Source organism: Halobaculum saliterrae (assembly GCF_009831625.1).
Classification (GTDB): Archaea; Halobacteriota; Halobacteria; order Halobacteriales; family Haloferacaceae; genus Halobaculum; species Halobaculum saliterrae.
Window position 1 is genome coordinate 107,632 of sequence record NZ_WUUS01000002.1, and the last position, 25,840, is coordinate 133,471.

The following is a 25,840-nucleotide window of genomic DNA, read 5'->3' on the forward strand; positions in this document are numbered from 1 at the left end:
CGACGACTGGTCGGCGGCGCTCTCGCCGGTGTCCTGTGACGGATCGACGCTCGCATCAGAATTCGAATCCGGACCCGCGTCCGAGCTCACGCCGGTTCACCTCCGTCGTTCGAGCCGGTGGACGCGTCGGACGACGCGCCGTCGTCGGCGCTCCCGGGCTCGTACCCGCCGAGGTACGCCCGCTGGACCGCGGGGTCGTCCCTGACGGCCGCGGGCTCGTCGTCAGCGATCACCGCGCCCTGATTCAACACGACGACACGGTCGGACACCTCCATCACGATGTCCATGTTGTGCTCGACGAGCAGTACGGCGTGGTCGGTGGCGACGTCCTCGATCAGGTCGACGACGCGGTCGACGCTCTCCGAGGAGACGCCGGCGTTCGGTTCGTCGAGGAGGAGGACGTCCGGGTCGCCCGCGAGCGCGACGCCGACCTCCAGCTGACGCTTGGCTCCGTGCGACAGCGCGCTGGCGGGCTCGTCGGCGCGATCGGCGAGGTCGACACGATCGAGGATGGCGTACGCCTCCTCGATGTACTCCTCGAGCTGCCCGGCGTTTCGCCAGAAGTTCATCCCGTCGCCGCCGGCGGCCTGCGCGGCGACACGGACGTTCTCCAGCACGGTCGAGTTGGGGAACACATTGGTCACCTGGTACGACCGGTGGACCCCCAGCGAGGCGACCTCGTGCGGCTCCGCGCCGGTGATGTCGCGCCAACCGTCGGCGCCGTTCCCGTCGTCCCCCGTGCTCGCACCCCCTTCGCCGTCGTCGCCCTCGACGCGCCCCGCTCCCGTTCGGAGCTCGACGGATCCCTCGGTGGGTTCCAGCACCCCCGTGAGGAGGTTGAAGAACGTCGTCTTTCCGGCGCCGTTGGGGCCGATCAGCGAGCACAGCTCGTCGCTCTCGAGCGCGAAGTCGACGTCGTCGACCGCGGTGAGCCCGCCGAACCGCTTCGTGAGACCGCTCGTGCGGAGCATCTACAGCGAGCAGTTCATGCTGTCGCTGTCGGCCGGGATCGTCGTCTCGTCGGCCGAGATGCGCGCGACGGGGTCGCTCGGCTGGATCGGCGCGCCCCACGAATCGCTCCACTCGTCGGCAGTCGGAGCGACGTTCGCGACGGTCATCTCCGAACGCGCCTGGTTGTTGTACTCCTGGAAGGTGTACGCGTCGGCGCCCTTCGGCGTGTCCGCGACGGTCATCCCGCGCAGCGCCGACGCGATGTCGGCGCCCTCGGTGGAGCCGCTCTCCTCGACCGCCTGCACGATGGCGGAGGCGGCGGTGAAGGTTCCGGAGGTGAACAGGTCCGGAACCTTCCCATAAGCGTTCACGTACCCCTCGACGAACGCGGAGTTGATCTCGTTGTCGTACTGGTTCCAGTGGTAGCGCGTCGTGAACGGGCCGATGCCGGCGCCGTCCAGCTTCTCCTGGGTGAGCGGCTCGCCCAGTTGGTTCTGGAGGAGTCCGCCGACGACGTTGTTGGTGATCTCGGTCGCGAAGCCGCCGAACACCGTGTAGTCGTAGTCGCCGTTGAGGTACGACGTGAACAGCGCCGGGAGCGTGGCGACGGTGAAGCCGCCGACGATCCCCTCGGCGCCCGCCTCGGCGGCGTTGTCGAGTAGGCCCTCCCACTCGCTGTACCCCTGCGGAACGAAGCGCTTGCCGACGATCTCGACGCCCTCGGCGGTGAGGACCTCCTCGTAGTTGTTGACGACGGCGCGGCCGAACGAGTAGTCGGCGCCGAACAGGTACACCCGCGAGACGTCCGACTCCCGGGCGACGTACCGGCCGCCCGAACGCGCGTCCATCGCGGTGTTCTCCGAGGCACGGAACACCTGCTCCCCGCAGGCTTCCGACTCGGAGGTGACGGAGGCGGACGCCGCGGGACCGATCATCAGCGGGACGCCCGCCTGCTTGGCGACCGTCTGGCTCACGCGCGTGGCCGCCCCCGAGGAGGTGAGCCCGAACAGCATGTCCACGTCCTCGTCGGTGACGAGGTTCGTCGCGAGCGACTGCGCGGTGTCAGCCGAGAACTGCGTGTCGCGGATCAGGAGTTCGTAGTCCACGTCGCCGACCGTGACCGTCTGGGTCCCCGTCTCCGCGGACACCTGCGGCTCCCCGCCCGCCTTGTACGCCATCCCGGAGGAGAACCCCCACAGGGCCTGCTGCCCGTAGTACTGGAGGTCCCCGGAGATGGGCTGGAGCACGCCGATCTTCACCGTTCCCGACGCTCCGCTCGAACCGTCTGTTGTCGTACCGTCCATGTCTTCGCTGGCTTCAGTGTCCGTCTCCATGGTATCCCCGTCGGTCTCTGTTCCGTCGCCGTTACCGCCCGAACACCCGGCGAGGCCGGCGATACCGGTCGCTCCCAGCGCCGCCAGCGTTCGCCGCCGTGTGATACGCTCACTCATACACTGCGATACTATGAGGTATCCGGCAAGAACTGCGTGGTTAACATGTGAACGAGCGGGCGCTCGCACACACTGACTTCGACAGGTACGGGTCCATTGGTCCGGTCGGTGGCTCACAACGCTCGATCGGTCCCATGAGTGGCCCTCACACAGACGCCCCTGCCCCGCGTCGAAGACCATATCTCGGTCCGGACAGCATGACTTCATCAATGACGCGTCCATGATACTGGTACTCGACAACGCGGTCGACGGCGGCTACATGGCCGGCGAGATCGTACACTTCCTTCCCGAAGCCCGCGCCTACAACTACCCCAACGAGGACGGCGACCCGAACCTCGATGATGTTGACGGCGTCGTGATCGGTGGGAGCGGCGCCGGCGTCTACGACGAACCGGACCAACCGTGGATCGCCGATCAGAAGCGGTTGGCGCGTCGTCTCGTCGAGGAGGGAGTGCCGACGCTCGGCATCTGCTTCGGCCACCAGATCCTGAACGCCGCGCTCGGCGGGGCGGTCGAGGACAGCGGGACGACTCGTCTCCACCTCCGTGACGCCGAGTTCGACGACGAACCCCTGTTCAACGGGGTCGAACCGACCGTGCCCGTCCTCCACTCCGACGTGGTGACCGAACTCGGCGACGGGATGGAGGTCATCGGGCGCGCGGACTACTACGAGTACTTCGCCACCCGACACCGCGACAGTCCCGTCTGGTCCGTCCAGTACCACCCCGAGTTCACTCCCCGGATCGTCGACGAGTACGACGGTTGGGAGGAGTCCGCCCGCTCCTTCGAGGAGTCGACCGCCACTCGAACGCTCGCGAACTTCGCGGACCTCGTGGAGTCGTACGCGAACGACTGAGTCCGGAACACACACCGAGTCACGGGGTGTCCGTACGCGACGGGGGATCGGTCGACGGGATCGCTGGACAGGTCACTCCTCCAACTCCCCCATCGCGTCGACGACGCGCTGGAGCATCTTCCGTTGCCCGCGCCGGAGGTTCTTCGAGACGGCGGGCTTGGACACGTCGAACTCCTCCGCGAGTGTGCCCAGCGTGGCCGAACGTGGGCTCTCGAAGTACCCCTCGGTGGCGGCCGTCTCCAGCGTCTCGCGTTCGACGTCCGAGAGGTCCTTACAGCCCTCGATGAGCGTCATCGCGGCGCCGGCGTTCTGGATGAAGCTCTGTAGCTCCGGCAGCTCCGGCTCATCGCGTTCGAGCACCTCGTACTCGTTGTCGCGGTCGAGCCGGGAGAGCGTCCCGTCGGCCTCCCCGCGGTCGTCGAAGCCCACGTGCCACAGCTCCGAGCCGTCGGCGATGTAGAAGGGACCGGTGATGTAGCCGCCGCCGTCGCGGACGGTCGACATCGCGGCCGTCTCGTCGATGACGGTCCGGATGTGGCCGACGCCACCCGTCTTCGAGATGAGCGAGTACTCCCGGAGGCCGTCGTGTTCGCGCAGTTCCGTCAACCCCCGGCCGAGCGACTCCCGGTCGTCGCCCTCGACGACCATCCGCGTCTCCAGTGACTCGGTCGCCGTATCGAACTCCCAGTGCACCGCCGAGAACGCGAGGTCGTGCTCCTCGGTGGCGTGGATGAACGGGCAGTCGTACTGCTCCATGTCCAGGGTGACATCGATCATGGTGCTCCCTCCGATCGGTGCACGATTGGCCGATACCTACATAATTGTTTGTGTTGGTGGCGACCGCCGAATACTCCGGGCGCCGAGTTCGCCGATCGCGATTCCGGGGGCGACGACTGTTCAGTCGACGGAGCGCCCTCTCCCGCCACTGAGCGATCACCGCTGTCCGCCGAACCGTTCGCGCACCGCCTCTCGGTCGATCTTCGACGGTCCGGAGTGGGGGAACTCCTCGACGAACGCGAGATGACGGGGATGTTTGAAGCCCGCCAGCCGACCGTCGAGAAACGCTCGCAGTTCGGTCAGCGTGAGCGAGTCGTCCCCCTGCACGACGGCTTTCCCGACGGTGCCCCAGGTGTCGTCGGGCACGCCGATGACGACCGCCTCCCTGACCTTCGGGTGGTCGGTGAGCGCGTTCTCGATCTCGGCGGGGAAGACGTTCTCGCCGCCGCTGACGTACATGTTCTTCTTGCGCCCCTCGATGTGGTAGTAGCCGTCGTCGTCGACGCGCGCGAGATCGCCCGTCGAGACCCATCCGTCGCCGAAGGTCTCGGCAGTCTCCGCGGGCGCGTTCCAGTAGCGGTCGGCCGCCGCGGGGCTCGACAGTTCGAGCTCGCCCACCGCTCCCCGATCGACGGGTTCGCCGTCGGCGTCGACGATCCGCGCGGAGACGTGTGGTGCGGGCACGCCGACGGCGTCCGCCTTCTCGCGGGGCCAGTCGTCCGGCATCGCGAAGTTGTTCGGGCCACACTCGGTGAGACCGTACCCCTGTGAGAGGTCCACGCCGCGGTCCCACCACGTCTCCAGCACCGACCGCCGGCAGGGGCCGCCGCCGGACTTGGCGAACCGGAGCGACGAGAGGTCCGTGTCGGCCCACGCGTCGTGCTCGGACATCATCCGCAGGACCGCCGGCACCGCCACGAGCACGGTCGCCTCGCGGTCGTCGACGACGTCGAGGACTCGCCCGGGGTCGAACTCCCGCGCGATGACGACGGTGCCGCCGACGTGGAACAGCGGAACGGTGAGGACGTTCCACCCGCCGGTGTGGAACAGCGGGAACGGCATCGGCGTCACATCGTCCCCGCGCAGGTTCCACGCGGCGATCGTCGTCATCGAGTTCCAGTACACCGCGCGGTGGGGGATCACCGTCTGCTTCGGCGTCCCGGTCGACCCGCCGGTGTGAAGGAACAGGTGTGGATCCGACAGCGACACCTCGGGTCGATCGAGGTCGCCTTCCCCCGGGCACGCGTCGGCCTCGGTTGCGCCGTTCTCGGTCGTGTCCCTTCCGGTCCCGACCCGCGACCTGGCCTCCTCGAACGGTTCGCCGTCGAGGTCGTCGGCCGCAGTCTCGACGGCGCCCGTGTCGTCGCCGACGACGAACACCCGCGTGTCGTCGATATCGACGTCGGCGTCGCTGAGGGCGTCGGTAACGAGATCGGCCGATCCCGGTTCGACGACGACCGCAGTCGGGTCGGTGTCGGCGACGAGTTCGGACACCTCCGGGGGCGCCAGCCGGTGCGACAGCGGCGCGAGCACGGCGCCGATCTTCCCCGTGGCGAAGAACAGGTCAACGAGCGCCGGTCGGTTCCGCGAGAGCGTCACCACACGGTCGCCCTTCCCCACGTCCGCAGAGCGCAGCAGCCGGGCCGTCCGGACCGCCCGGTCGTTTAGCTCGGCGTACGTGTACTCCCGGCCGGAGCTCCCGTCGACGAGCCCGACGCGTTCGGGCGACAGCGCCGCGCGACGACCCGACCAGTCGCCGACCCAGTCCGGACCCGCCGGTCGCGCGCCCCCTGTGGTTCCGGACTGGCGCCCGGATCCCTCAGACATCGTCGAGGAACGCGGTAAGTCGGTCGTTCACGCGCTCGGACTCCTCGATGAAGAACAGGTGTGAGCCTCCCTCGACGAACTCGGCCTCGGCGTCGGGGATCGCCTCGGCGAGCAGTTCGCCGTTCCCGACGGGAAGCACCCGATCGTCGGTGCCGTGGGCGACGAGCGTCGGGACCGAGACCGCGCCGAGTTCATCGCTGGCGTCGAACGCCTCCACGGCTGCACCTTGTGCCTCCCGCGCGCTCGGCGGCGCGTCCGACTCCAGCCGCCAGTCGACGATCCGCTCGACGAGATCCGGGTTGTCCTCGAAGAAGCCGTCGCTGACGGCGGGCGCCATCTTGTACCGGATCGCCTCGCGCTCGTCGGCGTCGTCGGGAACGGAGAACATCCGCTCGAGCGTGGACTCGGGCGTCGGGATCGCGTCGGGACCGCCCGGAGAGGTACACAACAGGGCGAGCGACCGCGCCCGGTCGTACGTCAGTGCGTACCGTTGGGCGACCATTCCTCCCATTGACGCGCCGACGACGTGCGCCGCGTCGACCCCGGCGTCGACGAGCACGGCCTCCAGATCGCCGGCCAGTTGCCCTATCGTGTACGGCCCCTCCGGCACGCCCGACTCGCCGGTCCCGCGATTGTCCCACAGCACCACGTGGTACGACTCCGCGAGCGCGTCGGCCTGCCAGTTCCACATCCAGCGGCCGTAGCCGAGCCCCTCACACAGGACGACCGTCTCCGCCTCGGCGGGGTCGCGGCCGCGCTCCTCGTAGGCGATCGCGACGCCGTCGTGATCCGCCGTTTGCATGGAGGATGCCTGTCCACGGGCCACCTTCAAGCGGGCGCTTCACATGTTAACCCCCGAGGCTTTCGGTCGCGCCCCCACCGATACGGGCATGGCAGTCGCGACTGTCGGCGACGAGGCGACGGCGAGCATCGACGTGACGACCGAGACGATCGACGCGTACGCCGACCTCACCGGCGACGAGAACCCGATCCATCTCGACGAGGCGTACGCGAGCGAGACGATGTTCCAGGGGCGGATCGCCCACGGAATGCTCGGCGCCGGGGTCGTTAGCGCCGCGCTCGCATCGCTCCCGGGCGACATCGTCTACCTCGATCAGACCTGTTCGTTCGAGGCGCCCGTCCGTCCGGGTGACACGATCGAGGCCCGCGCGACCGTTCGCGAGGACCTCGGCGACGACCGACTGCGGGTCGAGACCGTCGCGTCCGTCGGCGGCGAATCCGTCATCGAGGGGGAAGCGACGGTGCTGTCGCTCCCACACGATCAGTGATCGGGGGACGATCGAACGCCCCCGACGTGTGACCCGCTCTCGTTCGAGCCGCGCCGTCGCGGCACGGGCCGGGGGTTACGTGCGAAGGTTCAATATATCGGCTCACGAACCGAAATGTGGCTCGACAGCCCGTGTTGCGACAGATGTTCGAGAACAGAACCGACGCCGGCGAGCGACTGGCCGATCTCCTCGAGGCGCGCGGCGTCGACGCCGACCTTGTGCTCGCGGCGCCGAGAGGGGGGCTCCCGGTCGGTCGCGTCGTCGCCGATCGGCTCGGGCTTCCGCTCGACATCGTCTCCGCACGCAAGATCGGCGCGCCGTGGAACGCTGAGCTCGCGATCGGTGCCGTCGCCAGCGACGGCAGCGTCTGGCTCAACGACGAGCTGCTATCGACCTCGGGTATCGACGACGAGTACGTCGAGGAGCATCGCGAGCGAGAGCGGGAGGCCGCCCGCGGACGCGTCGACAGCTACCGCGGCGACCGGCCGCCCTTGGAGTTGGCAGGCAAACGGGTGATCGTCGTCGACGACGGCGTTGCGACGGGCGCGACGATGCACGCCTGCCTCGAACGGATCGCGGCCGGCGGCGTCGCACGAGTCGTGCTGGCGGTTCCGGTCGCGCCCCCGGATACCCTCTCGGAACTGGGGAGGAAGGCTGACGAGGTCGTGTGTGTGGAGGCGCCGTCGCAGTTCGGCGCGGTCGGACGCTTCTACCGGACCTTCGATCAGGTCACCGACGAGCAGGCCCGGTCGTATCTCGCGGACGACGCGGCCTGAACCGAATCGAGACTCGGGCGCTCCCGGCGGCGTCAGGGGACTGGAATCGTCGACAGCTACACCTTGCTGTGAGACGCCTCGGACGTATCCGCGGCGGTTTCCGCGCCGAGGGATCGACACGACTGCCAATGTACGACTGTGACGAGATAGCCGAGCACGTCAATTCGCCGGACACGGATCCACGCGTCGACTCGAAGTATGTACGCTGTCTCGCGGGAGCCAACGGTGGCGGATCCGTCCTGATCATCGGTGTCGTCCACGATCACCCCGCGAGCGTGTTCCGCGTGTCCCACCTCCTTCGGCGGTTCCCGCCACACACGCTCGCGCTGGAACTCCCGTCGTTGTCGGTTCCGCTGTTTCGCCGCTACGCCCACGGTCCCGACACGCCGCCGCGTCTCGGCGGGGAAATGAGCGCCGCGATCCGGGCCGCGGGGGATGCTCGAGTGGTCGGCATCGACGCCCCCGACTTGCCGTACGTGCGGTCGTTGTTCCGGGAGCTCCGCGATCGACCGGACGACCGATCGCTCAGACGGACGGTTCTCACGGACCTCGCGCGTGGGGTAATGCAGGCCGTTGCGAGCCGGGTCGGCGCCGTCGTCGCCGCGCTCACTCCGTACACGCCGCGGGTGTACACGCACATCGCCTACGAGGCCACCCTGCTCGACGATCCCGAGACTCAGGCCGAACACGAGGCGACACACCTCGCACAGCACCGTGCGTTCGTCGGCGTCGTCGACCCGCCTCCCGTGACGGCGCTCGTCGATGCCACTCGGGAGACCACGATGGCCGCTCGGGTCGCATCGATTCGACGTGAGGGTGACGTCGCGGTGGTCGTCGGAATGAGCCACCTCGACGGATTGGTGCGACGGCTCACCTCGAGAGACGGCGTGACTGATAAACGGTAGGACTGTCCATGCCGCGCCCTTACGGCACCTGCCGGAGAACCGTACGGTCGACGCGGTCGATCGACGGACCCGAACCGACAACAGACGACGTCAGTGCGGAGAGAGCCTGCCAATAACGATGGATCAATGACCACCGAACACGGGAAGACCGAAGAATGGAAGCGGCTGGTGACGACCGAGGGGCTTCCGGTCGGCTGGGTTCGCCGCGGGAGCAACGACGAGTGGCAGGTCAGGCCGAAACCGGGGCTGTTGCGTGGATGTGACTCGTGGATCGCCCCCTCGTGGCGTGAACGGGACCGGCTCACGCTCGACACATCCGCGATCGTCGGGGAGGGGAACGCGACCGTCGTGCTCGCGGCGGAGACGATTCCGGACACGTCGGGTGAGGGCGCAGCCGACGACGAACGCGTCGACGACGGAGAACTGACGGACGACACGCCACAACGGTCGGATACCCGTTTCTGATACCGCGGCACGGCCTCGAGAGTCGGATACGGTTCGGTTCTCGACAACTCGGTGGTAGGCGACAACTCCCCGGCGGAAAAGAACCCCCCGACCGGGAGGGGCGCCGTCGCTCAGAGGTTCTGCTTCAGTCGGACCTCGTCGGACTCGATGCTGTCGACCTTCGAGGTCTGGAGTTCGTACGTGTCCTCGCCGTCCTCGGCCCAGCCGAGGCGGCGTCGGACGCTCTGTGAGAGGTTCGACGACGGTTTCACCTGTGCCATCGACCCCGAGGCCATCTCTATCGTTCCGATCTCGTCGCCATCGGCGGTTACAACGCGTTTCCCCTCGTCCTCGTTCTTGAAGTTTCGTGTCATGAGTGCTGTCGCTGGTTGTGGTCTCGGTCGATCCCACATGCGGGAACCGGCAGACCGAACGGACCTTCGACCGACCCCACGGATCTATCATCGAGTTCACATCACATGAACGCTGACTATCGACATCCAACGGGTTTATCGTGGAGTCGTCGGCTCGGTGGGGAGGGTTCGTCGTGTTGTTCGGTCCAGGTACGTTCCTCGTTGTGGCGCCTTCGCATCCGAAACGTGGCCGGCACTGGGTGATTATTTGAGTCGCTGTGGCGAACTCACGTCCGCGCGAATGAGCGTCCACGCGACGGTGAGAGTCGCGCCCCGCGATTTCGTCCTCGGTCGGACGCTGACCGTCGCGGGCGACGCGCGGATATCGCTCGAACCGGTGGTGCCGCTGGGGAACGGACTCGCACCGTACCTCACGGTGGCCGACGACGACCCGGCGACGGTGTGTGATCTCGTCGCCGCGGAGCCGACCGTCGTCGAGACCGAGGCGGTTCACCGGGGAGACGACGAGTGGATTCTGTGTGTCCGTTGGGGGGAACACCGTTCGTCGTTGCTCGCTGCGCTCTCCGACGCGGACGCCGCTTGTCTCGGAGCGGTCGCGACGCATGGAACGTGGCACCTCACGCTCCGGTTTCACAGCCACGAGAGGTTGGCCGACTGCTATCACCGCTGTCTCGATCGGGGCGTTCGACCGACCGTGGAACGGGTTCGAGACGACGACGGGAGGGACGCACTCGAGTCTCGTGCACTCACGACGGCACAGCGCGAGGCGCTCGCGACCGCATACGAGTCGGGGTACTTCGCGGTGCCGCGGGAGGTGACGCTCGTCGGGCTCGCCGACCGTCTCGGGATCTCCGACACCGCGGCCTCACAGCGGATCCGACGCGGGGTGGAGAACCTGCTCGAGGACGCTCTCGCCGCCGGTACGCTCGACCGGTAACATTGAACGTTCTCACACTCGGCGTTCGACGGAGACGGAGTTAGATTCGTTCCAATGATATCGTCGGAGAGAGTTGTAAGGCAGTCGCTCGGATGATCCGCGGCCACGTAATCGTCGCTCCTGATCGACCCATGTCGTGATCGCCCGGTCGACGACTAACGCCGAGACTCGACCACTTTCGACCTCAGCTTAGTCTAGTAGTTGAGGCCGGTCGTCTCAATGCATAGAACATAGACTAATTGGAAAGTTTGCTCCTAATTTTATTACAGTCTGTACTTCTTGTAACGGCTGAGAAAGTGATGCGACTTGACCACCGAAAGTGCTAACAACTTTCGCATGGTTTCTGAACGCCGTCAAAAGGGGAGGGCACGAATGCAACAAAACTCGGACCGAATCACACGAGCATGTGTAGTTTCTTTTCGGTTCCTTCTTTTCCGGTTTGGAGGAAGAGGGCACCCGTTGCGGGAACGACCCGGCCGATGGCATCCGTATGACTCCACGTCCACCGCTCATTCCCCGATTGCGAGTCTAGCGCAGATAGACCGTCACTAGTATCAACGAGTACGACATCGTCCGCGAGCGCCGTAAATTTCCCTTGTTTTCGAGTCCACACCTGGCTTCCGGTCGTATCGAGAACGGCCAACGCCGGGTCCGATGTGCTGCCCCGAGTGTTCGCGGAGACGTAGACGCGGTCGCTCGCAAACGCGATATCGCCGACGGGCGGTGTGGTTCCGACTTTCCAGCGGGAGCTTCCGTCATGGCCCCACGCCTGGATTTGGCCGTGAAAGCCGCCTGAAAGGACGAGGTCGGGCGTGACAGTCAACAACCCGGCGTGATTCGGGCCAATGTCGTGCCACTGCGGTTCGCCCGTCGCCCGGTCGAAACCATAGACCCACCCAACCGATCCGCCGCTTTCGACGGTCGTGAAGACGTGGTCAGGGCCGACAGCGATCGACCCGAACCGTTCGGCTGGCCCCTCAAGATGGTCCACATGAACGCGCCAGCGTTCGGTGCCGTCGGGAGCGTACGCCCGGAGGGTTTTGCTGGCGGTGGTGACGATGAGGTCGCTGGTTGCACGGTGGACTCTGACTCCTTCCGCCCGCCAGCGCTCAAACCCCTCCCCGGGGCCGGCGGTGGAGAGCGCACGGGTCGTTGGGGTGTTCTTGCCAGTGGTGACATAGAGTGTGTCTTCGCTGACAGCGACGAGGTCAATTTCCCCAAAGGTGGTCCGCCAAGTGACCTTGCCCGTCCGGGCGTCACGTTTCGTAAGTTGCCCAGCGATAGCCGTGTAGACCGCGCCATTGGAGAACAGCACGGGCGTCGCGCCTTGTCCCAGTTCCGCCGACCAGACCCGCTCGGGCGTAGAGTCTGGAGCACGAGTGGAGACCGATCTTGTGCCGCGTGGATCGGCGTCGGGGTGGGTCCACGCTCCCGTGAGATCGGCGGGCGGAGTGGTTGCTGGGGTCGCTGTTCCTGTTGAGGCGGTGGAGGCAGGAGTGGTTGTTGGGGTCGCTGTCTCTGTTGAGGTTGGGGATGTTTGCTCTGAGGCACATCCGGCAAACACGGCGCTGGATAGGGTAGTGAGAACCGACCGTCTGGAGGGCATGGTCTGGAACTTCGTCAATTTCGGTAAGTGTTTTCTGCTTCGGGGATGCCCGACTCGCCAGCGTAACAGCAGCCCCCGAGATACTCCCTATTACGATCCTTGAGAGTGAATGTCGCTGAGAACCCGTTCTGGTAAATACCTGCTGCGAATTTACCGTTGATTTCTCGTGAACTCACTCACATGGGGACGTTCGTTCGAGCGTCCATACCTGCGCTGAATGCTCATCGGAAAGTGGCTCGTCTGTGTAGTCGCCGGTCACTTCCCAGGCGTCAAACGGCGATAGACGTGCAAGTAATTCGATCTCTCGGAAAGGGAGCAGGGTTGCCCGACCCTGAAAAGAGAACAATTGGTCGCCATCCTGTGTATGGGCTTTCTTTTCAGAGATGTACTCTTGGGCTACTTCATCGACAATACGCGTCCGGGTGTGGTACTCGATGGGTTCGTCTTGAAACTCAATTGTCCGCTGCTGCCACTCGTCCCATGCCTCTGCGATATATTGGAAGTCGGGCACAAACGTATCGAAAATGAACGTTCCTCCCGGAGCAAGAGCATCGTACACCGATTCTAAGAGTGCCTGTTGCTGTTCGATCGTTGTCAGTTCCTGGATGGCGTTGAATGGACAGGTCACGAGTGCGTACTCCTTGTTACTGGTGAACTCAGTCATGTCCCCCTGCCAGACTCTTGGTTCGAGGCCCCTCTCATTCGCTTTCTCCCGGAGAACAGTGAGTGAGTCCGACGAGAGATCTATTCCATCAGCGTTGACGCCCTCTGCAAGTAGTTCGAGGTAAATCCGACCAGTACCACAGCCCAGCTCAAGCACAGGGCCGTCGACTGCCGTCGCGCGGTCTACATAGTAGTCCACATCATCGCGGTCAGCAGACTTGAACACGGTATCCATGAATTCTGCCTGCAGCCGGTCGCTATTCATTTATCTAAGTAATTGGTTCTGTCTGATGGATTAATTACGTTCCTATTTATTCGACATTTCTCCCATCAACTCCGTCATTTAGTAGCTGCTCTGTATCTGTCGGTGGTTGAACAGAATTATTACTCTCTGAAGAAGCTATCCGACCCGTGCCCTCCGAAACACCGCCACCATCATACCGTGTCGCAATTCAAACGCTGCCCTATACTTTCCCAATTGCTGGCGGATTCGTTCTCCTGAGCTGGGGTGTCTTAGAACTTGCTTCGGCGTTCACCGACGCCTACTGGGTTATCACCGAACTCTTCTCCCCACTCATCGTGTTGACTCTCGGAACAGGGTTGATTCTTTTCGGTAGCTCTGGCGCGATTTCTCAGGCACTCAGAGCCACAATTAAAACCTCGACCGAAGACCAGTAACGAGAGCGTTTGTATCTACCAGTACGTCTCTTTTCGATCCAGGGATACACGGCTGAGGTAGCCGACAGGAAAGATCTGCGAATCGGTCACGGGAGAATCGCTATCTGACAGGAGTCAGGGGAATACGTATCGAACAAAACCTGTCGATCAAAGACTTTATGGATATTTGAAATGTTTCCGGTACATGAATGAGAGACCCACAATTAAATACCTCGGTAACTCTCCTCGAGCGACTTACAGAGGCGAGTCGATTCGATCGGCTTATTGAAAAACTACCAATATCTATCGATTCTCCATCGTACCTATACGTATCAGTCTTCATTTTGCTTGATGCAGTTATACTGAATACATATACACATTTGACGGGTGGAACCCACGCAGTTGTACGGAATCCGTTTCACATTGCGCTGTATTTGAGTATCCTATTAGCAACAGTCGGTGCCAAATATATGCACGACGGACACGCAGACGCGATGTCTGTTCTAGTAGAACGAGGCGTCTGCGATACAGAACAAGCAGATGATTATGCACTGACACTCCGCTCCAAGTTGCTGTTCTATGCAGTTGGGCTTGTTGGGTTTTTTTCTTACCAAATATTCGTGATTGGAGTTGATACAGTTCTTCAAGTCCAAGGTATTGCTGGAGTTGCTTTTACTTTCTTGTTATTACCTGGTTGCTATCTTCCGGTTGCCATCGACTTCATCAGTGAGTATATGACTCTCCACATTCTGATTCCGCACTGGCTAAGCAGAGGAGATGTCGGTTTATTCTTTTTTGATCCACAGAATATGGGTGGGTTCCAACCTATTGGAAATTTGTTAAAAAATTCGTACTACTTCTATACTGGTGGTTTGTTGCTTTATTTGATATTCTTTTATGGTCTATTCGTCACTCCAATTCAGGGAAGTGTCTCTAATGCCCCTGGTGTGGCTGAGGCAACGATGTTTTCTGGTCTCTGGCTATTCGGGTTACTCACAATTTCGTATTCAATGTATAAAATACATAAAATAATGAAATCAGAGCGGAAAGCACAGCTGCGTACGATAGAGCGTGAAATCCACGACCTAATCGATAATCCACACGATATTAGTAACGCGGAGATACCCGATCAGGACCAACTTGACGCTCTGGAGTATCGGCTTGGACAGATCCAGGCGACTAGTGAGTATCCAACGACGTTTACCATGTGGACCCAAATCGGAATAAGCGTGCTGCTTCCACAGATTTTACAATTAACATTACAGGCTACTATTTGACCGCCATATCCATTCTATTCTTTCAAATGATCTATAAATATAAATTTAGAAACACGGTGGATATGGTGATAGATCTTCTCACTGCATCTATCACCAGACACTGTTTTACAGAGTTAGAAATCTGGAAAACCACTGGTACGTGGGTCCTGTATATTCAACTCGAAAAGTCTTGAATCCTAAATACAGATATGGCTGAACAGTCAACATAGTTCTCTCACATTTATTTTAATACCATCGTTCGGTGTAGACGTGAGAAGAGAAATAGTGTCCGCGCTGGAGGCCTCGCTGTGAGACGATTCGAGGGCCAGACAGCACTCATCACCGGTTCTACACATGGGATCGGTCTTGGAATCGCGCGGCGCCTTCGACATGAGGGTGCGTCGGTCGTCGTCAACGACCAGGGTGCCTACGATGGGGAAGCGATCGCTGAAGACCTCCGAGCGATTGACGCACCGGGTGACGCGTTGTACGTCGAAGCCGACGTGAGCAACGCCACGGCGATCCGACGACTTGTGGACAGTGCAGTTAGTGAGTACGGTCAGATCGACGTGTTAGTCAACAATGTCGGCGTGAACAGTCAGGGATACTTGTTCGACACCGATCTCGATGAATGGGACTCCGTTTTCACGGCGTCACTCCGAGGCGCGTGGCTGATGACAAAGTACGCGCTACCTCACATGCCAGAGGGATCAAGCATCGTCAACACTTCTTCAACGAACGCCGAGATGACGGTGCCCTCCTTTTTCCCGTACAACGTTGCGAAAGCTGGTGTCGACGGCCTGACGAGAGCGATGGCGGTCGAGTTGGGGCCGCTTGGGATCACGGCGAACGCAATTCAACCTGGGGCAATCCTCACGGACAACCCCGACGAGGAAGAGTTAGACCAGAACCCGGAGATCGATCCGCTCGGTCGGTGGGGCAGACCCGAAGATATAGCCGGCGTCGCGGCATTTCTCGCCAGCGACGACGCAGGCTATGTGACTGGCGTGTCGATACCCGTTGACGCTGGAAGGAGCGTGAGTCTCTCGGGATCACAGCAGGCTGATCTCGCGCCTGAGTGGTCGGATATCTGATTGTTCTACCGAGTTGGTCAAGAGACCCAGCCTCGGTTGAAATTCTAGAAATGTACTGTTACGTTGCAGTGCGTACACAAAGAGCGTTGCATACCTACCGGTGTGACTCAACTTTGATTCGGGGGTTCCGTTTACATCTGCGGTGATAGTAACAGTCGTCGTATCCGCTTCAAACCGGAGAGTCATGCCGAGATTATTATCTTGAGACAGTTCATCGAGGGAATCTGTGTTAATGTCTTCACTAATTATCCACTTTTGTTCAATTATATCCTCGTCGTGAGCCTGTGCAATCGCCTCCACAACCTCAGTACTCAACGGCTCAGTCGGGTCTGTTCGTAGTAGAAATCCTGTGTCTCTGCCATTCCTGAGTACTCGGGCGTGACTAGCAATACTATATTTACAAATTGTGAATCCCATGTAGAGATGTGTCTATAACATCTGTATCTACCAGTACGTCTCTCATCGATCCAGCGATACTCGGCTGAAGTAGCCGATAGGAAGGTGCTGCGTATGCAGCGGGTTCGGGTTTTCGATCAGGAAGATAGAGGTCGTCAGATAGGGGGGGTCAGTCTGTCGTGCCGTACGACGTAAACTCAGATTTTGTCGTTGGGGTTTGGGCGACCGAAGTTATTAGCTTTCACTCATGCTACCTTCCACGGATGAGCGTTCGTGATGCAAAGCCGGTGGACGCCGAAGCGGTGCGGACAGTCCACTATGCGTCGATCATCGGTCTTGGGCCCGAGGCGTACGATCAACGACAGGTAAAGGCGTGGGCCAGCGGGTGTGCCGTTGCCGATTACACGGCAGCGATCGGCGATGATGGACTCGACTATGTTGTCGCCGACCACGATGGTGTCGTTGTGGGGTTCGGATCTCTCAAATGGGAGGTACCGGACGACTACGAGGCTGATGTTGACGCGGAGGTTACTGCCGTCTACGTACTCCCATCGATCGCCCGCAGGGGCATTGGGACAGAACTCTACACGGAACTCGAACGACGTGCTCGTGAACAGAACGTCGAAGTATTGGGCCTCTCAGCCTCACTACCTGCGGTTTCGTTCTACGAGGCACACGGGTATGACCGCGTCACTGAGTACAATCACGAGTTCTCCAGCCACGAAGATACCAACGTGACGGGGCGTGTTGTCGAGATGAAAAAAGAACTGTAGTGGACAAGCCCAATCTCGGCCCCGGCCCCGAGTTGAGACGCAACGACGTTCGAACAGCGAATTCCACTCTTTCGTCGTCAAGAGCAATCGGCCCTTGTGCTGAACTCTCCATCTGTATCGATCGGCACGCCCGTCTTCGATCCATCGATACATGACTGAAGTAGGCGATAGGATGGTTCTGCGACTCTGGCAGGATGGTAGCTCAAGGTAATGGGGGTGTCGCAGAGAGTAGCGAACTGGCCGTTGTGCTCCAGTCGATATGGGTATGCCCCGGGATTCACCCAACAATTCTTTCTCTGACTTCGTCATAGGCCTGCTTTCGTCTTATCTGGTTTACTGTATCCTGATCTGTCGGCAGAAATTCTGGATTTGCCAAGGTACCTATGAGTGCTAGTGAAGTACTCATCCCCATTTCATTCCTGATCAAATAAAGTCCTCTTCCTACGTTTTCTGTATACTGTCTAACCTTAGAGTCTGGATTAGTAATATGATTTTCGAGTGAATCACCAAATTCTTCAGAAACAATTGTTCCTCCCCAATCAGGTCTTGCGGTCTCTAGGTCAAGATCTTCATTGTTATTGTATCCTGTAACACCCATGTCATCGATGAGATGCCTAAGTGCCTCATCTATCTGATCCCCTAATCCGACTAGAGTGCCGCTTCCATTTTTTTCGAATCCAAGGACATTTTCTTCACTTGCTTCTAATTCTCGGGCTTTGGTATAGTCAAGTGCTGTGACGTAGTGTTCCGGGAATCGTATCCCTCTCCCCCCGCCGGTGGTGTTCACTGTTTCTTGGTCAAGGCTTGCTCTGTAGATACTGTTTTCTGGGTCTCTGATAGCATGTTTGAGTATTGGCCGGACGTCTATAGCGTCGGTTTGTTCAGCGTATTTGAGCTGTGTCTCGCCGTTTTTCTGATACTGGAGGAGTGCGGGCATGTGACGAAAGCCTGAATTACCATATTCGTCGCCGAACTCTGTTTCTCTAACTCCTCCCGCATGGCCCTGACTGGCGGGGTCAATCGCCTCTGTGGCGGGAAGTGTTGAGAGCTTGTATCCATTGAATCCGGGCTGTATCTGGTTGATGGCGTCTTCCGCGATGTTTGCGACGACGATATTTGCGAGTCCAGATGAATCAACTCCAGCCTCTTGTGAGGCTTTGATCAGGGCACGTGTGAACGTTATTTCGTCATCTTCGTCCGTCAGGTTGACTCCGAGTGTCTCGGCGCGCTCTGTGTCCAGATGTTCTGTGGGCTTCTGATAGATTTCTTCGGCCCGCGTTATCATCTTGTCAACCGACATGGTGATCTGGCCTTGTTCAAGACCTTCGGGGTACTGGCGGTCGTTGCGTTGCATTTCCCGGAATTCGGCGTCGGTCATCTCGTTGGTGATGACGTGGTTGGAGTTGTCCGGGATATTGTCGTCTGCGAGGTGGCCGAGAGCGCCGGTTTCGTCCTTGAAGAAGTACCTGTTCGATGTTGTGGGAGCTTCCTCAGTCGGCTGTTCCTCGGTACCGTCTTCCTGCTGCGTTACAGTCTCTTGAGATATCTGTTCGTCAGACTCCTGTGTCGGCGGGGTGCTGGTAGCTGAGTCTGAAGGATCGTCTGTGTTCGCGTTGCAGCCAGCAAGTCCGATGGAAAGACCGGTTACCAGGCCTGTACGGAGAAAACCTCGGCGTCTCATTACCCCCGTTTTACGACGACTATTTGATAGAACTACTGGTGGGACGACCGCGTGCTACAACGAATTTGATACCAGTTCGACGGAGTGCTAACTATTTCATCTGTATTTAACACGGGGTTTGAGAACCTTCGGTGACGAAGATTTCAACTGAGCCAGTGATTCAAAATCTATCTAACTCGATTAGTATATTGTTTTATTCAGCCGCAAACTCAACGCCTGTTATCTCAAACCGAGCGCCACCTTTGGATCCCTCGATTGCGCGAATCTTCCAGTCATGGGCTTCAGCCACTTGTTTGACGATGCTTAGCCCGAATCCTGTTCCGCCCTCCGAGGTTGAGTAGCCTGCCTCAAACACCTCGTCACGATCTTCTGTGGGGATGCCAAGGCCGTCGTCTTCGACGTAGAAGCCATCCTCCAACTTTCCAACGGTGACCGTCACAAGTTCACCACCATGTTCAACTGCGTTCCGCATAAGATTCTCAAGGAGTTGTTGAAGCCGACTTCGATCCGCTCGTATCTCACAATCAATCTCGATTGTGAGTACCGCCTCTGCTGTCGCTACGTTCTCCCAGCAATTTTTGGTGATGTCTGACAAGGCAACCCGTTCGGTCTCACCAACTTTGTTGCCTTCACGTGCTAGGGTGAGAAGATTCTCAATCAGAGTCTCCATCCGATTATGAGCATTCTCGACGTTATCGAGGTACTCACTCTCACAGTTATCCCGAGCGAGTTCTAGGTTCCCGCTTGCCACATTAAGCGGATTCCGTAAATCGTGGCTCACGATAGAAGCAAACCTCTCTAATTGTTCCTCGCGTCGTTTGCGCTCGGTGATGTCGCGATAGAGACCAACCATCCAATCAGACTCGGTTTCTCGGTCGACAACGACTCCCGGACACTCCACCCAGACTGTGCCCCCATCTTCATGTAACATTCTGAACTCCAAGTGATACAGTTCCTCCGTTTCGATGGCGTGATCGAGTGCTTCTTCGACCCGGGCAAGGTCATCCGGATGGACACGCTTAGCGAATGCTTCGTATGTACCTTCAAACGAGCCGGGCTCAAGTCCCAACACTTGTTCGACCGTGTTGTTCCACCCAATTTCGTCTGTACCTATCTCCCACTCCCAAATCCCTGTGTCTGTCCCTTCAAGCACAAGTTCGAGCCGTCGCTTCGTCTCGCTGAGTTCCTGCTCACGAATCCGGAGTTGTTCGCTCTGTTCGACTTGCTCCAGCGCCGTAGTAATCCCTCCAGCCAAGATCTCTCCGAAGACGATGTCTTGATAGTCGAACGCTTCCGATGCCTCTGAGCCCGCCATCAGGATCCCGTAATCGCCTAGCGGTAGATGTAATTCGCTCTTGATTGGTGACTCTGAATTGTATGCGTCCGGATCAGCATGTACATCGTCAACAACGAGTGGTTCACCCTGCTCGTAGGCACGCCATGCGATACTATCTCCACCGGTAAATATTGGAATATCTCCAATGAGATCGGCTACGAAATCTGTTGCTGCGACCGGAACGAGAGCCGATTCTTCATCGTCGTACAGATGAATCGCGTTCAGTTCAAGTCCCAGCACGTCACGCGCCGCTTCGATGCCGATCTCGCTGATTTGCTCACGCGTGTCAGCAGTCATCAACCGCTGCATCGTCTCATTGAGGCCACTGAGACGGGCTTCACGCTCTTTGCGTTCGGTGATGTCAAACCCAACCCCAACCATTCGATCTGTGTCCTGCTCACCGGCCACCTGCCCTCGAACATCGAACCAGACCCAACCGCCGTCCGTATGTCGTATTCGTTGTTCGACGTGATAGGGCTCCCCAGTCTCTAATGTATGTTCAAGCTGCTCTGAGATCCGCTGTTCGTCGTCGGGATGCAGTCGATTCTTGAAGCCATCGATGGTTCCGGAGAACTCCTCAGGGGTAAGGCCTAATTGATTCAGCAACCGCTCGTCCCAATACAGCTCGTCCGTCTCCAAGTTTAATTCCCAAATACCTGCATCCGCCTCCTCGATGGCGAGTTCAAATCGTTCCCGAATCTCCAGTAGCTGACGTTCCCGTTCCCGGCGGTCAAGTTCGTAGTTGATCAACTGACTGACTAGACGGACGAATGTTCGTTCCGATTCATCAAATGGTTCCTGACGTGGACTATCCGAGGCGAAAAAGACTGTCCCATACAACTCGTCGTCGACAGTGATCGGGGTCCCGATATAACTCCCCAGATCGAACGTCTCATACGCCGGGTCGTCAGCCCATCCCGCTTCGAGCGCGTCCTGAATCTCCAGCACTCCGTCCTGTTCGATAGTTTTCCGACAGTATGAGCGTGACAGCGGGCACGAGTCACCCGGTTGTAAGAGGTCGTGATCACCGCTTGCTTCGATGACGGTTTGCGTTCCCTCCCCATACTCGTTCTCAGTACGTTCGATCCGAGTCAGGTGACCATAGGGGAGACCAAGTTTCTCAGGTCCGAGTTCCAGGAGCCGCGTGATTTTCTCGTTGGTGGTCAGCTTTCGCTCGGTCGCCACATCGTAGAGGCTTTGGAGAAATTCAATCGTCGCCTTGCGTTCCTGTTCTCGTTCCGTACGTGTGGTAATATCTTGATAGACCCACAGGTGTCCATCTCCGTTTGGGAGTTGGATCGGTCGGTAACTCCGTTCAAACGTCCGTCCGTCGGCCGATGTGAGTTCCTCGTTGTCCGTCGGCTCCTGGTTCGCTACCAGCTCGTTGATCCGCTTGAGGAATCCATCGGGCTCAACGAACATGCTGCTGGCCTGCTCAGCCACCTCTTCACAATCCGCGCCGATAACTTCCTCAGGAGCGCCAGAGAACCCAAACAACTCGAACAGTCGGTCGTTGACCGCGAGCACATTCCGGGAGGCATCTTCGGCAAGTACACCCACAGGAAGTGTCTCAAATAGTGTTGAGAGCAAAGTGTTTGTCTGTTTGAGTTCTTCCTTTCGCTCGCGTTGTTCTGTAACTTCGACAAAGTAGAACGCGATGCCACCATCGTCTTTCGGATAGACCTCAATGTCGAACCAGCCATCGAGTTGGGTGAAATACTCGACGAACGAAGTCGATTCCCTAGTCTCCATGACTTCTCGATACTCCTCCTCGAGACGGGTATCTTTCGCGGCCTCGAAGACGTTCCAAAAGTTCCGACCGAGCAAGTCTTCTTCGGCCATGTCGTAGAAGTCTTCGGCCTGTTTGTTGATGAGCGTGAACCGCCAATCAGCATCGACCTCAACGATTGCATCGGTTACTCGTTCGATAATTTCTTCGCGTTTCTGTTTGAGTTGCTGTTGGTCAGTAATGTCCTGAAACAGTGAGAATACGGCAACAACCTCGCCATCGTCGTTGGTAATAACGCGGTTGTGCCATTCACAGATGATCCGTTCGCCGTCTTCTCGAACATTCTCATTGATGCTGAGATATCCGCCTGCGTTTTCGAGTAGTTCAGAGACAACGTCATGTACCGCCTCTCGGTCAGATTCGGGAACAATAACCTCCCATGATCCACCAGCCAATGTCTTTTGTTCATACCCGAGGATCTCCTCAGCGGCATCGTTCATACGACGGAGTTTGAAGTTGTCATCCCACTCAATAACTCCGAGAGGGGACTGCTCAAAAAACAGATTGAGTCGTTGTTCCCTCTCGGTAAGAGCTGTCTGGGTATGGTATTGTTCAACCGCATTCTTGATGCGGTTTTCGAGCACCGTATACTGGCTAGTTCCGCTTTCTTTCTGGAGGTAGTCTGTGACACCAGCCGATATCGCGTCACTGGCAACTTCCTCACTACCCTTGCCCGTATAGAGAATGAATGGGAGATTCGGGTTTTCCTCGCGGACTGCTTCAAGAAACTCGATGCCATTCTGCCCCGGCATGTCGTAGTCGGAGACGATACAATCGAACTCATTGTCAGCGAGGCGATTCATCGCTTCCTCTGGATTGGGAGCGGTTTTAATCGTGAACCGCTCGTCCTCCCGTTCGAGGAAGGTCGCGGCCATGTCCGCGAACCCCGGCTCGTCATCTACGTGGAGGATATGGATTGAGTTTGTTTGAGGACTCATTGCTAGTTGTTGCCGTTTTTGACTTCATGAAGACGGATAAGGTATCCGGACGTAGCTGTTACCCTCGGACGGAATCCAATAATCCATACTGCGTGTATTCATCAGGAAAAAGAAGTACGGTATTTGTTCTCAGTATTGTGTCCGAGATCGTCAGCACACACAGATGAGAGATTACGGCTATAGAGAGTTCAACTAGCCGTGCAAGGTTTGAGATACGTGGTGTACTTTAGTGGGTAGAGATTGCTACATTGAAGGTCTTCACATCTGCGTTACGGACTTCTCAAGGAGATATTTCTGCACGCTCAGTGAGCAACTGATTCAGAAGTGAGGTGATGAAAGAAAGCACGGTGCTATGATGAACTGATCCCCTGTATCAACCGGCCCAAGCGGTCATTTCCCACAGTGAGTGTCGTGGCCGAGACGAGCCCATTATCCGATACCCTCTGTGAGTCTCAAGGTATAATACATACCGAACGCAGTTAGTAACTAAGACGATATATGCTTCCCTCAGCAATATCTGCTCCCAATGGGGCAGTTATCGTCCATAGCAACGACGAGATACTCCACGTTACTGATGCAGCCATCTCGCTTTTCAATACCGATTCCCGTGAGTCACTCAGGGGGACATCGATACGAGACTATGTCGCAACTAGCGACTATGAGGCTCTTGCTGACCAGTTCAACCGGATCGAGGCTGGCTCCACGTCTGCGCTAGGTCTCACCATCACGATTACGGATTCAACAGGGTACTCCCGTGAAGTGGTCACACTCAGTTCTCCTGTCAAATGGGACGGACAAGACCACATACAGACTCTGTGTATCGATGTTGATTCAAAACTCGCTGCCTCCGAACTGGTGACGAATACGATGGAGACATCGCCGATCGGGATCTCCATCGCAGACGCTCAGCGAGATGATCTACCACTCATCTATGTCAACGATGGATTTGTCGAGATAACCGGCTACTCTCGCGAGGAGGTACTCGGTCGAAACTGTCGGTTTCTGCAAGGAGACAACACCAGACCAGAGCCTGTAGCGAAGATACGGTCCGCGATCAAGAATGAAGAAGCCGTTACAGTCGAACTCCGGAACTATCGGAAAGACGGATCGATGTTCTGGAACCGGCTCTCAATTCAACCCGTTACCAGCGACGAGGGCGACGTGACCCACTTCCTCGGATACCAAGAGGACATCTCAGCGCAGAAGACCTACGAACAGGAACAGGCGCTGTTTGAGATGCAAGCCGACGCCGTCGAAAAATCGCTGTTTATTACGGACGCGGTTGGTAGAATCGAGTACGTCAATACGCAGTTCGAACAGACTACGGGATATAGCGCCGACGAAGTACTCGGTCAGACACCACGGATTCTCAAATCCGGCGCGCAGGACGAAGCATTTTATCAGGAGTTGTGGGAGACGATCACAGCTGGTGAGGTGTGGGAAGCGACAATCACGAACGAGCGCAAATCCGGAGAGCGGTACACGGTCGAACAAAAGATCGTCCCCGTTGTCGATGATACCGGAGAGATCACGCACTTTGTCTCGATTGAAGACGACGTTACGGAACAAGCGTTCACAGAAGAAGTGCTTGCTGTAATGAGTCGCGTCCTTAGACACAACGTTCGTAATTCGGTTAATGCGATTCAGGGCTACGCTGAACTGCTTGAAGAAAAGATGGAGGATCCAAACGATAGGGCCGTACTCCAAGTGATTCAAAGCCAAGCTAAGAACTTGGAGACGATCAGCCAGCGGTCACAAGATATACGCGAACTCTTTCGACGGCGGCACGAACATCACACGCTAAAAGTCGGAACAATCGTAGGGTTCGTGGAACAACAGCGGGTACGCCACCCTGAGGCACAGATCGATCTCTCGATGGAGGTCGCAGACGACCGCGAAATTCAAAACGGCAGTCTACTCCAGATAGCTATCGATGAGGCCCTCGAAAATGCAGTCGTCCATAGTGATCATGAGCGACCACACGTTGCGGTAACAGTCACAGAAGCAGCAACCGCTGATAGACTCTGTATCGAGATCGCGGATGACGGTCCCGGAATTCCCGATCAAGAATGGGACGTGATATTCGACGGACAAGAGACACAACTCGCTCACGGAACTGGTATCGGTCTCTGGATGATGTACTGGACGATCACAGCGTTAGGTGGCACGATCGAGCGGTCCGACAACGAGCCCCGAGGATGTGTCATCACGTATCACATCCCTCTAGGAACGAGCAACGAAGAAGAAGTATAAATTCGCTGTCGACTACTACGGTGAGAACTGCCACCTGCGACCACTGGTGTTCCCCACGCAGTCTCGGTACCCACATCCCCTGAGAAGTCGAGCTCTCCAGCTTTCAGGTCAGCGCCGCTCACCCCTCGACGGAGTCCTCGTTCGCACCGTCACCAGTGGTCAACGGGAGCTCGACGGCGATCTCGTCGTACCACACCTGTGGTCGCGTCGGCTTCCCTAGTCCTTCGCTCTCGAGGGTAATCAGGTCTAACTCCTCGAGTTCCTCGAGGTTGCGATGGACTTGGCGGACGTCACGGTCAACGAGGCGCGCCGTTTCGCGGATGCTCTCCGGTCGCTCGGTCGCGAGGGCGCGGAGCAGTTCGAGGTTCTTCGGACGCGTCACCCGATGGAGGTTCTCAACGTCGCGGTAGACGCGCTCGAGGTACGGCGCCGGCTCCTCGCCACGGTCGACCGCCGCCAGCGTTTCTTCGACTCGGTCGGCGTTGCCCGTGCCGAATCGGATGTGCATGATGCGGTACTCGGTCGTCTCGTCGGGATCAGTCCCAGGGTTCTCCATACTCTCTCACCTCGTGTTTGAACTCGCAGTAGAGGTCGCGCAAGCCGCCGAACTCGACTGTGTCGATCTTGCCGCCCTCTGTTTGCTTGTGATGCAGCGGTGCGTCGGGATGGTCCGGGAAGTTGTCGTACCGGATGACCGTCCCGTTGTCCTCCTCAGAGACGTCCGTGCGCCCATACTACATCGAATACTTGACGTTATCGGGGTAGCGGTCTGAAGCGGGGACGCGGTGAGCGCTGATCTGTACGTACGTCG

At 58.8% G+C, this 25,840-nt stretch carries 23 protein-coding genes and 1 pseudogene; 11 read left to right on the forward strand and 13 right to left on the reverse strand.

All coding sequences use genetic code 11. From position 1 onward, the window contains the following. Positions 1-86 precede the first annotated feature (86 nt). Complete coding sequence (locus tag GRX01_RS03400) at positions 87-971, reverse strand: ABC transporter ATP-binding protein (protein ID WP_159663477.1); 885 nt, start codon at positions 969-971, stop codon at positions 87-89. Further along, positions 972-2,402: an ABC transporter substrate-binding protein gene (locus tag GRX01_RS03405; protein ID WP_159663478.1), complete on the reverse strand. Its 1,431-nt coding sequence runs from the start codon at positions 2,400-2,402 to the stop codon at positions 972-974. Between the two features lie 220 nt (positions 2,403-2,622). Here GRX01_RS03405 and GRX01_RS03410 point away from each other — a divergent pair, with 220 nt between their 5' ends. Continuing rightward, positions 2,623-3,258 carry a type 1 glutamine amidotransferase gene (locus tag GRX01_RS03410; RefSeq protein ID WP_159663479.1) on the forward strand — a complete coding sequence of 212 codons (636 nt, stop codon included), beginning with the start codon at positions 2,623-2,625 and terminating at the stop codon, positions 3,256-3,258. A gap of 72 nt (positions 3,259-3,330) precedes the next feature. Here the strand turns inward: GRX01_RS03410 and GRX01_RS03415 are convergent, their stop codons facing one another. The 3 genes from GRX01_RS03415 to GRX01_RS03425 form a co-directional block, all read right to left on the reverse strand. Further along, positions 3,331-4,035, reverse strand: coding sequence for a helix-turn-helix domain-containing protein (locus GRX01_RS03415; RefSeq protein ID WP_159663480.1), 705 nt, complete (start codon positions 4,033-4,035; stop codon positions 3,331-3,333). Between the two features lie 156 nt (positions 4,036-4,191). Then, on the reverse strand, positions 4,192-5,862 hold the full coding sequence (locus GRX01_RS03420) for an AMP-binding protein (protein WP_159663481.1): 1,671 nt from the start codon (positions 5,860-5,862) through the stop codon (positions 4,192-4,194). Further along, positions 5,855-6,664 carry an alpha/beta fold hydrolase gene (locus tag GRX01_RS03425; protein WP_159663482.1) on the reverse strand — a complete coding sequence of 270 codons (810 nt, stop codon included), beginning with the start codon at positions 6,662-6,664 and terminating at the stop codon, positions 5,855-5,857. Before GRX01_RS03425 ends, GRX01_RS03420 begins: the two co-directional genes overlap by 8 nt. Positions 6,665-6,752: 88 nt before the next feature. On the opposite strand from GRX01_RS03425, the gene GRX01_RS03430 reads away from it, so the two are divergent. From GRX01_RS03430 to GRX01_RS03445, 4 genes are all read left to right on the forward strand, one after another. After that, on the forward strand, positions 6,753-7,151 hold the full coding sequence (locus tag GRX01_RS03430; protein ID WP_159663483.1) for a MaoC family dehydratase: 399 nt from the start codon (positions 6,753-6,755) through the stop codon (positions 7,149-7,151). A 143-nt stretch (positions 7,152-7,294) separates the two neighbouring features. Further along, entirely contained in the window at positions 7,295-7,927 is a 633-nt protein-coding gene (locus GRX01_RS03435; protein WP_159663484.1) for a phosphoribosyltransferase, read from the forward strand. Between the two features lie 128 nt (positions 7,928-8,055). Next, positions 8,056-8,832, forward strand: a complete 777-nt coding sequence (locus GRX01_RS03440) for a hypothetical protein (RefSeq protein ID WP_159663485.1) — start codon at positions 8,056-8,058, stop codon at positions 8,830-8,832. Between the two features lie 126 nt (positions 8,833-8,958). Next, positions 8,959-9,297 carry a hypothetical protein gene (locus GRX01_RS03445; RefSeq protein WP_159663486.1) on the forward strand — a complete coding sequence of 113 codons (339 nt, stop codon included), beginning with the start codon at positions 8,959-8,961 and terminating at the stop codon, positions 9,295-9,297. Positions 9,298-9,407: 110 nt separating this feature from the next. On the opposite strand, the gene GRX01_RS03450 is transcribed toward GRX01_RS03445, so the two are convergent. Further along, positions 9,408-9,650, reverse strand: coding sequence for a hypothetical protein (locus tag GRX01_RS03450; protein ID WP_159663487.1), 243 nt, complete (start codon positions 9,648-9,650; stop codon positions 9,408-9,410). Between the two features lie 280 nt (positions 9,651-9,930). Here GRX01_RS03450 and GRX01_RS03455 point away from each other — a divergent pair, with 280 nt between their 5' ends. Next, positions 9,931-10,587 (forward strand): helix-turn-helix domain-containing protein, encoded by a 657-nt coding sequence (locus GRX01_RS03455; RefSeq protein ID WP_159663488.1) that lies wholly within the window; start codon positions 9,931-9,933, stop codon positions 10,585-10,587. Positions 10,588-10,981: 394 nt separating this feature from the next. On the opposite strand, the gene GRX01_RS03460 is transcribed toward GRX01_RS03455, so the two are convergent. After that, a complete protein-coding gene (locus GRX01_RS03460; protein WP_159663489.1) occupies positions 10,982-12,193 on the reverse strand; it encodes an outer membrane protein assembly factor BamB family protein in 1,212 nt (403 codons plus the stop codon). Between the two features lie 172 nt (positions 12,194-12,365). Beyond that, positions 12,366-13,121, reverse strand: a complete 756-nt coding sequence (locus tag GRX01_RS03465) for a class I SAM-dependent DNA methyltransferase (RefSeq protein WP_159663490.1) — start codon at positions 13,119-13,121, stop codon at positions 12,366-12,368. A gap of 146 nt (positions 13,122-13,267) precedes the next feature. Between GRX01_RS03465 and GRX01_RS03470 the strand changes: the two genes are divergently transcribed. The 3 genes from GRX01_RS03470 (at position 13,268) to GRX01_RS03480 (ending at position 15,863) form a co-directional block, all read left to right on the forward strand. Beyond that, entirely contained in the window at positions 13,268-13,534 is a 267-nt protein-coding gene (locus GRX01_RS03470) for a hypothetical protein (protein WP_159663492.1), read from the forward strand. A gap of 449 nt (positions 13,535-13,983) precedes the next feature. Beyond that, entirely contained in the window at positions 13,984-14,790 is an 807-nt protein-coding gene (locus GRX01_RS03475) for a hypothetical protein (protein ID WP_159663494.1), read from the forward strand. Between the two features lie 287 nt (positions 14,791-15,077). Further along, the gene (locus tag GRX01_RS03480; protein WP_159663496.1) at positions 15,078-15,863 is read left to right on the forward strand and encodes an SDR family oxidoreductase; all 786 of its coding nucleotides are present in this window, start codon (positions 15,078-15,080) and stop codon (positions 15,861-15,863) included. Here the strand turns inward: GRX01_RS03480 and GRX01_RS19060 are convergent. Next, the gene (locus tag GRX01_RS19060; protein ID WP_233740839.1) at positions 15,822-16,280 is read right to left on the reverse strand and encodes a HalOD1 output domain-containing protein; all 459 of its coding nucleotides are present in this window, start codon (positions 16,278-16,280) and stop codon (positions 15,822-15,824) included. The two genes, GRX01_RS03480 and GRX01_RS19060, sit on opposite strands and share 42 nt — an antisense overlap. Positions 16,281-16,522: 242 nt before the next feature. On the opposite strand from GRX01_RS19060, the gene GRX01_RS03490 reads away from it, so the two are divergent. Further along, complete coding sequence (locus GRX01_RS03490; RefSeq protein WP_159663498.1) at positions 16,523-17,032, forward strand: GNAT family N-acetyltransferase; 510 nt, start codon at positions 16,523-16,525, stop codon at positions 17,030-17,032. A gap of 277 nt (positions 17,033-17,309) precedes the next feature. Here the strand turns inward: GRX01_RS03490 and GRX01_RS03495 are convergent, their stop codons facing one another. Together GRX01_RS03495 and GRX01_RS19065 are read right to left on the reverse strand one after the other, a co-directional pair. After that, on the reverse strand, positions 17,310-18,713 hold the full coding sequence (locus tag GRX01_RS03495) for a hypothetical protein (RefSeq protein WP_159663500.1): 1,404 nt from the start codon (positions 18,711-18,713) through the stop codon (positions 17,310-17,312). 193 nt (positions 18,714-18,906) lie between these two features. Further along, positions 18,907-22,776 (reverse strand): PAS domain S-box protein, encoded by a 3,870-nt coding sequence (locus GRX01_RS19065; protein ID WP_321167897.1) that lies wholly within the window; start codon positions 22,774-22,776, stop codon positions 18,907-18,909. A gap of 498 nt (positions 22,777-23,274) precedes the next feature. On the opposite strand from GRX01_RS19065, the gene GRX01_RS03515 reads away from it, so the two are divergent. Next, complete coding sequence (locus tag GRX01_RS03515) at positions 23,275-25,029, forward strand: PAS domain-containing protein (protein WP_159663502.1); 1,755 nt, start codon at positions 23,275-23,277, stop codon at positions 25,027-25,029. A gap of 118 nt (positions 25,030-25,147) precedes the next feature. On the opposite strand, the gene GRX01_RS03520 is transcribed toward GRX01_RS03515, so the two are convergent. Both GRX01_RS03520 and GRX01_RS19565 read right to left on the reverse strand, forming a co-directional pair. Next, positions 25,148-25,585, reverse strand: coding sequence for an HVO_A0114 family putative DNA-binding protein (locus GRX01_RS03520; protein ID WP_159663504.1), 438 nt, complete (start codon positions 25,583-25,585; stop codon positions 25,148-25,150). Further along, a pseudogene (locus GRX01_RS19565) lies at positions 25,566-25,730 on the reverse strand (toxin-antitoxin system TumE family protein); the annotation flags it as partial. The gene GRX01_RS03520 and the pseudogene GRX01_RS19565, both read right to left, overlap by 20 nt. Positions 25,731-25,840 lie beyond the last annotated feature (110 nt).

What these genes read in the sequence shown, in the direction of transcription:
- GRX01_RS03430 (WP_159663483.1), top strand. Translation starts at nt 6,753, where the DNA reads ATGGCAGTCGCGACTGTCGGCGACGAGGCGACGGCGAGCATCGACGTG.
- GRX01_RS03495 (WP_159663500.1), bottom strand. Translation starts at nt 18,713, where the DNA reads ATGAGACGCCGAGGTTTTCTCCGTACAGGCCTGGTAACCGGTCTTTCC.
- GRX01_RS19060 (WP_233740839.1), bottom strand. Translation starts at nt 16,280, where the DNA reads ATGGGATTCACAATTTGTAAATATAGTATTGCTAGTCACGCCCGAGTA.
- GRX01_RS03410 (WP_159663479.1), top strand. Translation starts at nt 2,623, where the DNA reads ATGATACTGGTACTCGACAACGCGGTCGACGGCGGCTACATGGCCGGC.
- GRX01_RS03445 (WP_159663486.1), top strand. Translation starts at nt 8,959, where the DNA reads ATGACCACCGAACACGGGAAGACCGAAGAATGGAAGCGGCTGGTGACG.
- GRX01_RS03455 (WP_159663488.1), top strand. Translation starts at nt 9,931, where the DNA reads ATGAGCGTCCACGCGACGGTGAGAGTCGCGCCCCGCGATTTCGTCCTC.
- GRX01_RS03420 (WP_159663481.1), bottom strand. Translation starts at nt 5,862, where the DNA reads ATGTCTGAGGGATCCGGGCGCCAGTCCGGAACCACAGGGGGCGCGCGA.
- GRX01_RS03450 (WP_159663487.1), bottom strand. Translation starts at nt 9,650, where the DNA reads ATGACACGAAACTTCAAGAACGAGGACGAGGGGAAACGCGTTGTAACC.
- GRX01_RS03400 (WP_159663477.1), bottom strand. Translation starts at nt 971, where the DNA reads ATGCTCCGCACGAGCGGTCTCACGAAGCGGTTCGGCGGGCTCACCGCG.
- GRX01_RS03440 (WP_159663485.1), top strand. Translation starts at nt 8,056, where the DNA reads ATGTACGACTGTGACGAGATAGCCGAGCACGTCAATTCGCCGGACACG.
- GRX01_RS03520 (WP_159663504.1), bottom strand. Translation starts at nt 25,585, where the DNA reads ATGGAGAACCCTGGGACTGATCCCGACGAGACGACCGAGTACCGCATC.
- GRX01_RS19065 (WP_321167897.1), bottom strand. Translation starts at nt 22,776, where the DNA reads ATGAGTCCTCAAACAAACTCAATCCATATCCTCCACGTAGATGACGAG.
- GRX01_RS03425 (WP_159663482.1), bottom strand. Translation starts at nt 6,664, where the DNA reads ATGCAAACGGCGGATCACGACGGCGTCGCGATCGCCTACGAGGAGCGC.
- GRX01_RS03415 (WP_159663480.1), bottom strand. Translation starts at nt 4,035, where the DNA reads ATGATCGATGTCACCCTGGACATGGAGCAGTACGACTGCCCGTTCATC.
- GRX01_RS03435 (WP_159663484.1), top strand. Translation starts at nt 7,295, where the DNA reads ATGTTCGAGAACAGAACCGACGCCGGCGAGCGACTGGCCGATCTCCTC.
- GRX01_RS03405 (WP_159663478.1), bottom strand. Translation starts at nt 2,402, where the DNA reads ATGAGTGAGCGTATCACACGGCGGCGAACGCTGGCGGCGCTGGGAGCG.
- GRX01_RS03460 (WP_159663489.1), bottom strand. Translation starts at nt 12,193, where the DNA reads ATGCCCTCCAGACGGTCGGTTCTCACTACCCTATCCAGCGCCGTGTTT.
- GRX01_RS03465 (WP_159663490.1), bottom strand. Translation starts at nt 13,121, where the DNA reads ATGAATAGCGACCGGCTGCAGGCAGAATTCATGGATACCGTGTTCAAG.
- GRX01_RS03475 (WP_159663494.1), top strand. Translation starts at nt 13,984, where the DNA reads ATGCACGACGGACACGCAGACGCGATGTCTGTTCTAGTAGAACGAGGC.
- GRX01_RS03515 (WP_159663502.1), top strand. Translation starts at nt 23,275, where the DNA reads ATGCTTCCCTCAGCAATATCTGCTCCCAATGGGGCAGTTATCGTCCAT.
- GRX01_RS03490 (WP_159663498.1), top strand. Translation starts at nt 16,523, where the DNA reads ATGAGCGTTCGTGATGCAAAGCCGGTGGACGCCGAAGCGGTGCGGACA.